This is a genomic window from Proteus cibi (genome assembly GCF_003144405.1).
Classification (GTDB): Bacteria; Pseudomonadota; Gammaproteobacteria; order Enterobacterales; family Enterobacteriaceae; genus Proteus; species Proteus cibi.
The window spans coordinates 1-4,808 of sequence record NZ_PENW01000017.1; the positions used below are offsets into that span (position 1 = coordinate 1).

At 38.4% G+C, this 4,808-nt stretch carries 4 protein-coding genes, 6 tRNA genes and 2 rRNA genes; 11 read left to right on the forward strand and 1 reads right to left on the reverse strand.

The window, feature by feature from the left end; all coding sequences use genetic code 11:
- The 5 genes from rrf (DK865_RS19115) to birA all read left to right on the forward strand — a co-directional run.
- A 5S ribosomal RNA gene (rrf, locus tag DK865_RS19115) occupies window positions 1–76 on the forward strand; the annotation flags it as partial.
- A 43-nt stretch (window positions 77–119) separates the two neighbouring features.
- Window positions 120–195, forward strand: a tRNA-Thr gene (locus DK865_RS09940).
- Window positions 196–245: 50 nt separating this feature from the next.
- Window positions 246–361: ribosomal RNA gene (gene rrf / locus DK865_RS09945) — 5S ribosomal RNA — on the forward strand.
- Between the two features lie 163 nt (window positions 362–524).
- The gene (gene murB / locus DK865_RS09950; protein ID WP_109391822.1) at window positions 525–1,559 is read left to right on the forward strand and encodes a UDP-N-acetylmuramate dehydrogenase; all 1,035 of its coding nucleotides are present in this window, start codon (window positions 525–527) and stop codon (window positions 1,557–1,559) included.
- Window positions 1,556–2,518, forward strand: coding sequence for a bifunctional biotin--[acetyl-CoA-carboxylase] ligase/biotin operon repressor BirA (gene birA / locus DK865_RS09955; protein ID WP_023583462.1), 963 nt, complete (start codon window positions 1,556–1,558; stop codon window positions 2,516–2,518). The genes murB and birA overlap by 4 nt, the downstream gene beginning before the upstream one ends.
- Before the next feature lie 130 nt (window positions 2,519–2,648).
- Here birA and coaA read toward each other — a convergent pair whose 3' ends face one another.
- On the reverse strand, window positions 2,649–3,596 hold the full coding sequence (gene coaA / locus DK865_RS09960) for a type I pantothenate kinase (protein ID WP_023583461.1): 948 nt from the start codon (window positions 3,594–3,596) through the stop codon (window positions 2,649–2,651).
- Window positions 3,597–4,034: 438 nt separating this feature from the next.
- On the opposite strand from coaA, the gene DK865_RS09965 reads away from it, so the two are divergent.
- The 6 genes from DK865_RS09965 to DK865_RS09990 all read left to right on the forward strand — a co-directional run.
- Window positions 4,035–4,110: transfer RNA gene (locus tag DK865_RS09965), tRNA-Thr, on the forward strand.
- A gap of 15 nt (window positions 4,111–4,125) precedes the next feature.
- A tRNA-Tyr gene (locus DK865_RS09970) sits at window positions 4,126–4,210 on the forward strand.
- Between the two features lie 46 nt (window positions 4,211–4,256).
- A tRNA-Tyr gene (locus DK865_RS09975) sits at window positions 4,257–4,341 on the forward strand.
- A gap of 82 nt (window positions 4,342–4,423) precedes the next feature.
- Window positions 4,424–4,498 (forward strand) — tRNA-Gly (locus DK865_RS09980).
- A 5-nt stretch (window positions 4,499–4,503) separates the two neighbouring features.
- Window positions 4,504–4,579: transfer RNA gene (locus tag DK865_RS09985), tRNA-Thr, on the forward strand.
- Window positions 4,580–4,700: 121 nt separating this feature from the next.
- Window positions 4,701–4,808: GTP-binding protein (locus tag DK865_RS09990; RefSeq protein ID WP_228407704.1), on the forward strand; the 108-nt coding region annotated here is incomplete at its 3' end.

A 4,808-nucleotide genomic window follows, 5' to 3' on the forward strand; every position in this document is an offset into this window, starting at 1 on the left:
CGAACTCAGAAGTGAAACGTTGTAGCGCCGATGGTAGTGTGGGGTCTCCCCATGTGAGAGTAGGGAACTGCCAGGCATCAAATTTAGGCTGTGTCAGCCGGTGACAATAAGCCACTAGTGCTGATATGGCTCAGTTGGTAGAGCACACCCTTGGTAAGGGTGAGGTCCCCAGTTCGAATCTGGGTATCAGCACCATAAAAAATTAATTATAACTACATAAACAGATAGTTATAAAACAGAATTTGCTTGGCGGCCATAGCGCAACGGTCCCACCTGATCCCATGCCGAACTCAGAAGTGAAACGTTGTAGCGCCGATGGTAGTGTGGGGTCTCCCCATGTGAGAGTAGGGAACTGCCAGGCATTAAATAAGACGAGAAAGCCAACCCAATGGGTTGGCTTTTTTGCGTTCTGAGATATCAGGAATGCCAGATGTAATCTCTCCACACTAATCACCTATCACTCTGCTATCCTCAGCGATGCTTGGCTGTTAAACTAAGCTATCAGCTAAATGAGGTAGACTTTCATGAAAGAATCGGTTTCATTGCAAGCATTTAATACATTTGGTTTGAGAGCAAAAGCTCACCAAATAGAAACTGCAAATAATAAAGATGAGCTTTGTACGTATTGGCAAAATGCCCATAAGCAGAAATTACCCACCCTTATTCTTGGCGGCGGTAGTAACGTACTATTTACAGAAGATTTTAATGGTATAGTTATTCGCAACTGTATTACGGGTATCGAAATTACGGAAGATGAGCAATATTGGTCTATTCATATCGGTGCGGGTGAAAACTGGCATGCGCTTATTGAATATCTGTTAGAAAAGAATATCTATGGACTGGAAAATTTAGCGTTGATCCCAGGAAATGTAGGTTCAGCACCAATACAAAATATCGGCGCTTATGGCAAAGAATTAAAAGATGTTTGTGCTTATGTTGATATTGTTGAATTAAGCACAGGTCATGTTCATCGATTAACTAATAATGAATGTCAGTTTGGTTACCGTGATAGTATTTTTAAACATCATTACCAGCAAGGCTTTGCGATTATTGCTGTTGGCTTACAGCTTAGTAAAAAATGGGAGCCTATTCTTACCTATGGCGATTTATCAAAATTATCATTAGAGACAATAACGCCAAAAGATGTATTTGGAGCGGTATGCTCGATGAGAATGAGCAAACTACCCGATCCTACCATAACAGGTAATGCAGGTAGCTTTTTCAAGAATCCAATTGTTGATACTCGTATTGCACAGCATTTAAAAACAAAATACCCCTTCTGTCCTCAATATGTGCAACAAGATGGTGTAAAACTCGCTGCAGGTTGGCTGATTGATCAATGTGGTCTTAAAGGCCATCAGATTGGTGGTGCTGCCGTTCATATGAAGCAAGCACTTGTTCTCATCAACAAAGATGGTCTAGCCACAGGCAAAGATATTGTTAATTTAGCTGCTTATATACGCCAAAAAGTCTTCGAGCGCTTCGGTGTACAATTAGAACCAGAAGTTCGTTTTATTGGTCAACATGGCGAGATTAATGCAGTGGACGCTATTTCATGAAAGAAACACCGACTCCTTTATTATTAATTGAGCTCCTTGCTGATGGAAATATTCATTCAGGGGAGCAACTAGGCGAAAGCTTAGGAATGACACGAGCAGGAATCAATAAACATATTCAGACATTGCGTAGTTGGGGTATTGATGTTCAAACTGTTGCAGGAAAAGGCTATCAATTAGATGCTCCTATGAATTTGTTAAATGTGGATAGTGTAAACAAGCACATCAAAGGTGAGCCCGCTAGCGTTATTCCTGTTATAGATTCTACAAACCAATACTTGATCCAACGTATTAGCGAATTAAAATCGGGTGATGTCTGCATTGCTGAATACCAGTCTGCTGGACGAGGTAGAAGAGGACGCCAGTGGGTTTCTCCTTTTGGTCGGAATTTATACTTGAGTATGTATTGGAAACTCGATCAAGGACCTGCAGCTGCAATAGGACTGAGTTTGGTTGTTGGTGTTATTATGGCTGAAGTATTGCAAAAGCTTGGCGCAGATGGCGTTAAAGTTAAATGGCCTAACGATCTCTATTTAAATGATAAAAAACTTTCAGGCATTCTTGTTGAGCTAACAGGGAAAACAGGTGATGTTGCCCATATCGTCACAGGTATTGGTATTAATATCGCAATGAGTAAGAATCAAAATGAAGCTATTAACCAACAATGGATTAATTTAGAGCAAGTAGGTATCAAAATTGACAGAAATGAACTTGCTTGTGAAATTACTAATGCATTAAGAGAAGCATTTGTTCAATTTGAAAAACAAGGGTTATCTGTATTTATCGAGCGTTGGAAACGGTTAGATAATTTTATGGATCGACGTGTGAAGCTTATTATTGGTGAAAAAGAGATCTTTGGTATTGCCAAAGGGATCAATGATCAGGGGGCTTTACTTTTAGAACAAAATGGAAAAATCACACCTTATATTGGTGGTGAGATTTCACTGAGAAGTGCATCATAATGCTGTAAATTGCATCGAACTTCTAAAACTAAAAAGCTTTCCTAAACGGGAAAGCTTTTTAGTTATGAGTGCTAATTTTAATAACTAAAATCTAATAATACTTAGACCAAATGGTGAAAATTGTTTAAATTTACTTACGTAATCGAACATTAGTGATTGTGTGATTTTGACCTTTGGTTAGTATAAGACTCGCTCTTTCTTTTGTCGGCAGAATATTCTGTTTCAAATTCAAACCATTAATTTCTTGCCAAATTGAAGATGCTATTTCAATAGATTCTTCTCTGCTTAGTTTAGAGTAATTATTAAAATACGATTCAGGATCAGTAAACGCACCTTCTCTGAATTTTAAAAAGCGACTGATATACCAGTGTTTTAGTAATTCTTCTTCAGCATCAACATAAATGGAGAAATCGACATAATCTGATACGAAAACATTATGTGGATCATGAGGATAATCCTGATTGCTCTGTAAGACATTCAATCCTTCAAGGATTAAAATATCAGGTTGTTCAATAATCTGCTTTTTGTCTGGAATGATGTCATACACTAAATGAGAATAGACAGGCGCTGTTACTTGTTTCTTACCTGATTTTATATCAGATACGAAAGAGACAAGACTATGCATATCATAGGATTCAGGAAATCCCTTTTTTTTCATTATTCCGCGTTTTTTTAACTCTGCATTAGGTAAAAGAAAACCATCAGTAGTAATTAAATCAACCTTACGATGTTCTGGCCAACGGGTTAAAAGTGCTTGTAGCAAACGAGCGGTAGTACTTTTACCAACAGCAACACTACCCGCTATACCAATAATGTAGGGGATTTTGGCGCTTCTTGTTCCAAGAAACTGCTCTAAGACGGCTTGACGACGTAAGTTAGAACTTATGTAAAAATTGAGTAATCTTGAAAGAGGAAGATAAATCTCAATTACATCATCAATAGAAATTTCTTCGTTAATCCCTTTTAAATCCGCAATTTCTTTTTCGGTTAGCGTTAAAGGAACGGAATCTCTTAACGTTGCCCAGTGCTTTCTGTCAAATTCTAAATAAGGGGTTATAAAGCGTTCTTTGTTATTCATAAGCCAACATCTGCCTAATATTCGCAGGTTGGACAGGCTGTTTAAAACACCCGTATCCGATAAAAAATAAACAGCATCATAACGAGTGATGACTCTTAGGCGTAGATATTTTTTAAATTTTTTCTACTTTTTTTGACACGAACTGAATAAATTTGTAAAAAAAGTATAAAAAATAGTCATGGAAATAATTTTTTAGCGTAGACTAATGAGGGTGCAATCGATTTTTTTTCTAAAAATTTATTGATGATTAATAAATTGGGGACTGAATAGATAAATTAGCTTGCTAATCTATCATGAATTTTTGTTGGCATTTTAGTCGTTTTTTTCCTAAAAAATCAACAATTCAATCAAAAATGAACAAAATCTAAGCAAAAGAACAAATATCGCAATTTTTTTGTTGCATCATGATGAAAGTCCTCCTAGAATGCGCACCACTTAGCCGGCTTAGCTCAGTAGGTAGAGCAACTGACTTGTAATCAGTAGGTCACCAGTTCGATTCCGGTAGCCGGCACCATTAAAAATTAGGTTTGGTGGGATACCCAAGCGGCCAAAGGGAGCAGACTGTAAATCTGCCGTCACAGACTTCGAAGGTTCGAATCCTTCTCCCACCACCATTAATTCCTAACTTAAGTGTTTTAAATTAGTANAAAAATTAGGTTTGGTGGGATACCCAAGCGGCCAAAGGGAGCAGACTGTAAATCTGCCGTCACAGACTTCGAAGGTTCGAATCCTTCTCCCACCACCATTAATTCCTAACTTAAGTGTTTTAAATTAGTAAACACTTAAGTAGAATACAAAGCTGATTTTAAGTCAGGTAGCCGAGTTCTGCGGGCATCGTATAATGGCTATTACCTCAGCCTTCCAAGCTGATGATGCGGGTTCGATTCCCGCTGCCCGCTCCAGATGTGCTGATATAGCTCAGTTGGTAGAGCGCACCCTTGGTAAGGGTGAGGTCGGCAGTTCGAATCTGCCTATCAGCACCACTCCTTCATGTTCTTGCCTTCCTGATTAAAATCTTAACAAGCACTAGCAAATCGCTAATTTATTTACTGCTTGGTTGATGTGGTGTAACCACCGATTCCGTGTCTTAGAGGGACAATTTAAATGTCTAAAGAAAAATTTGAACGTTCAAAACCGCACGTTAACGTTGGTACTATCGGCCACGTTGACCACGGTAAAACAACTCTGACTGCTGCAATCACTACAGTTTTA

What these genes read in the sequence shown, in the direction of transcription:
- murB (WP_109391822.1), top strand. Translation starts at nt 525, where the DNA reads ATGAAAGAATCGGTTTCATTGCAAGCATTTAATACATTTGGTTTGAGA.
- birA (WP_023583462.1), top strand. Translation starts at nt 1,556, where the DNA reads ATGAAAGAAACACCGACTCCTTTATTATTAATTGAGCTCCTTGCTGAT.
- coaA (WP_023583461.1), bottom strand. Translation starts at nt 3,596, where the DNA reads ATGAATAACAAAGAACGCTTTATAACCCCTTATTTAGAATTTGACAGA.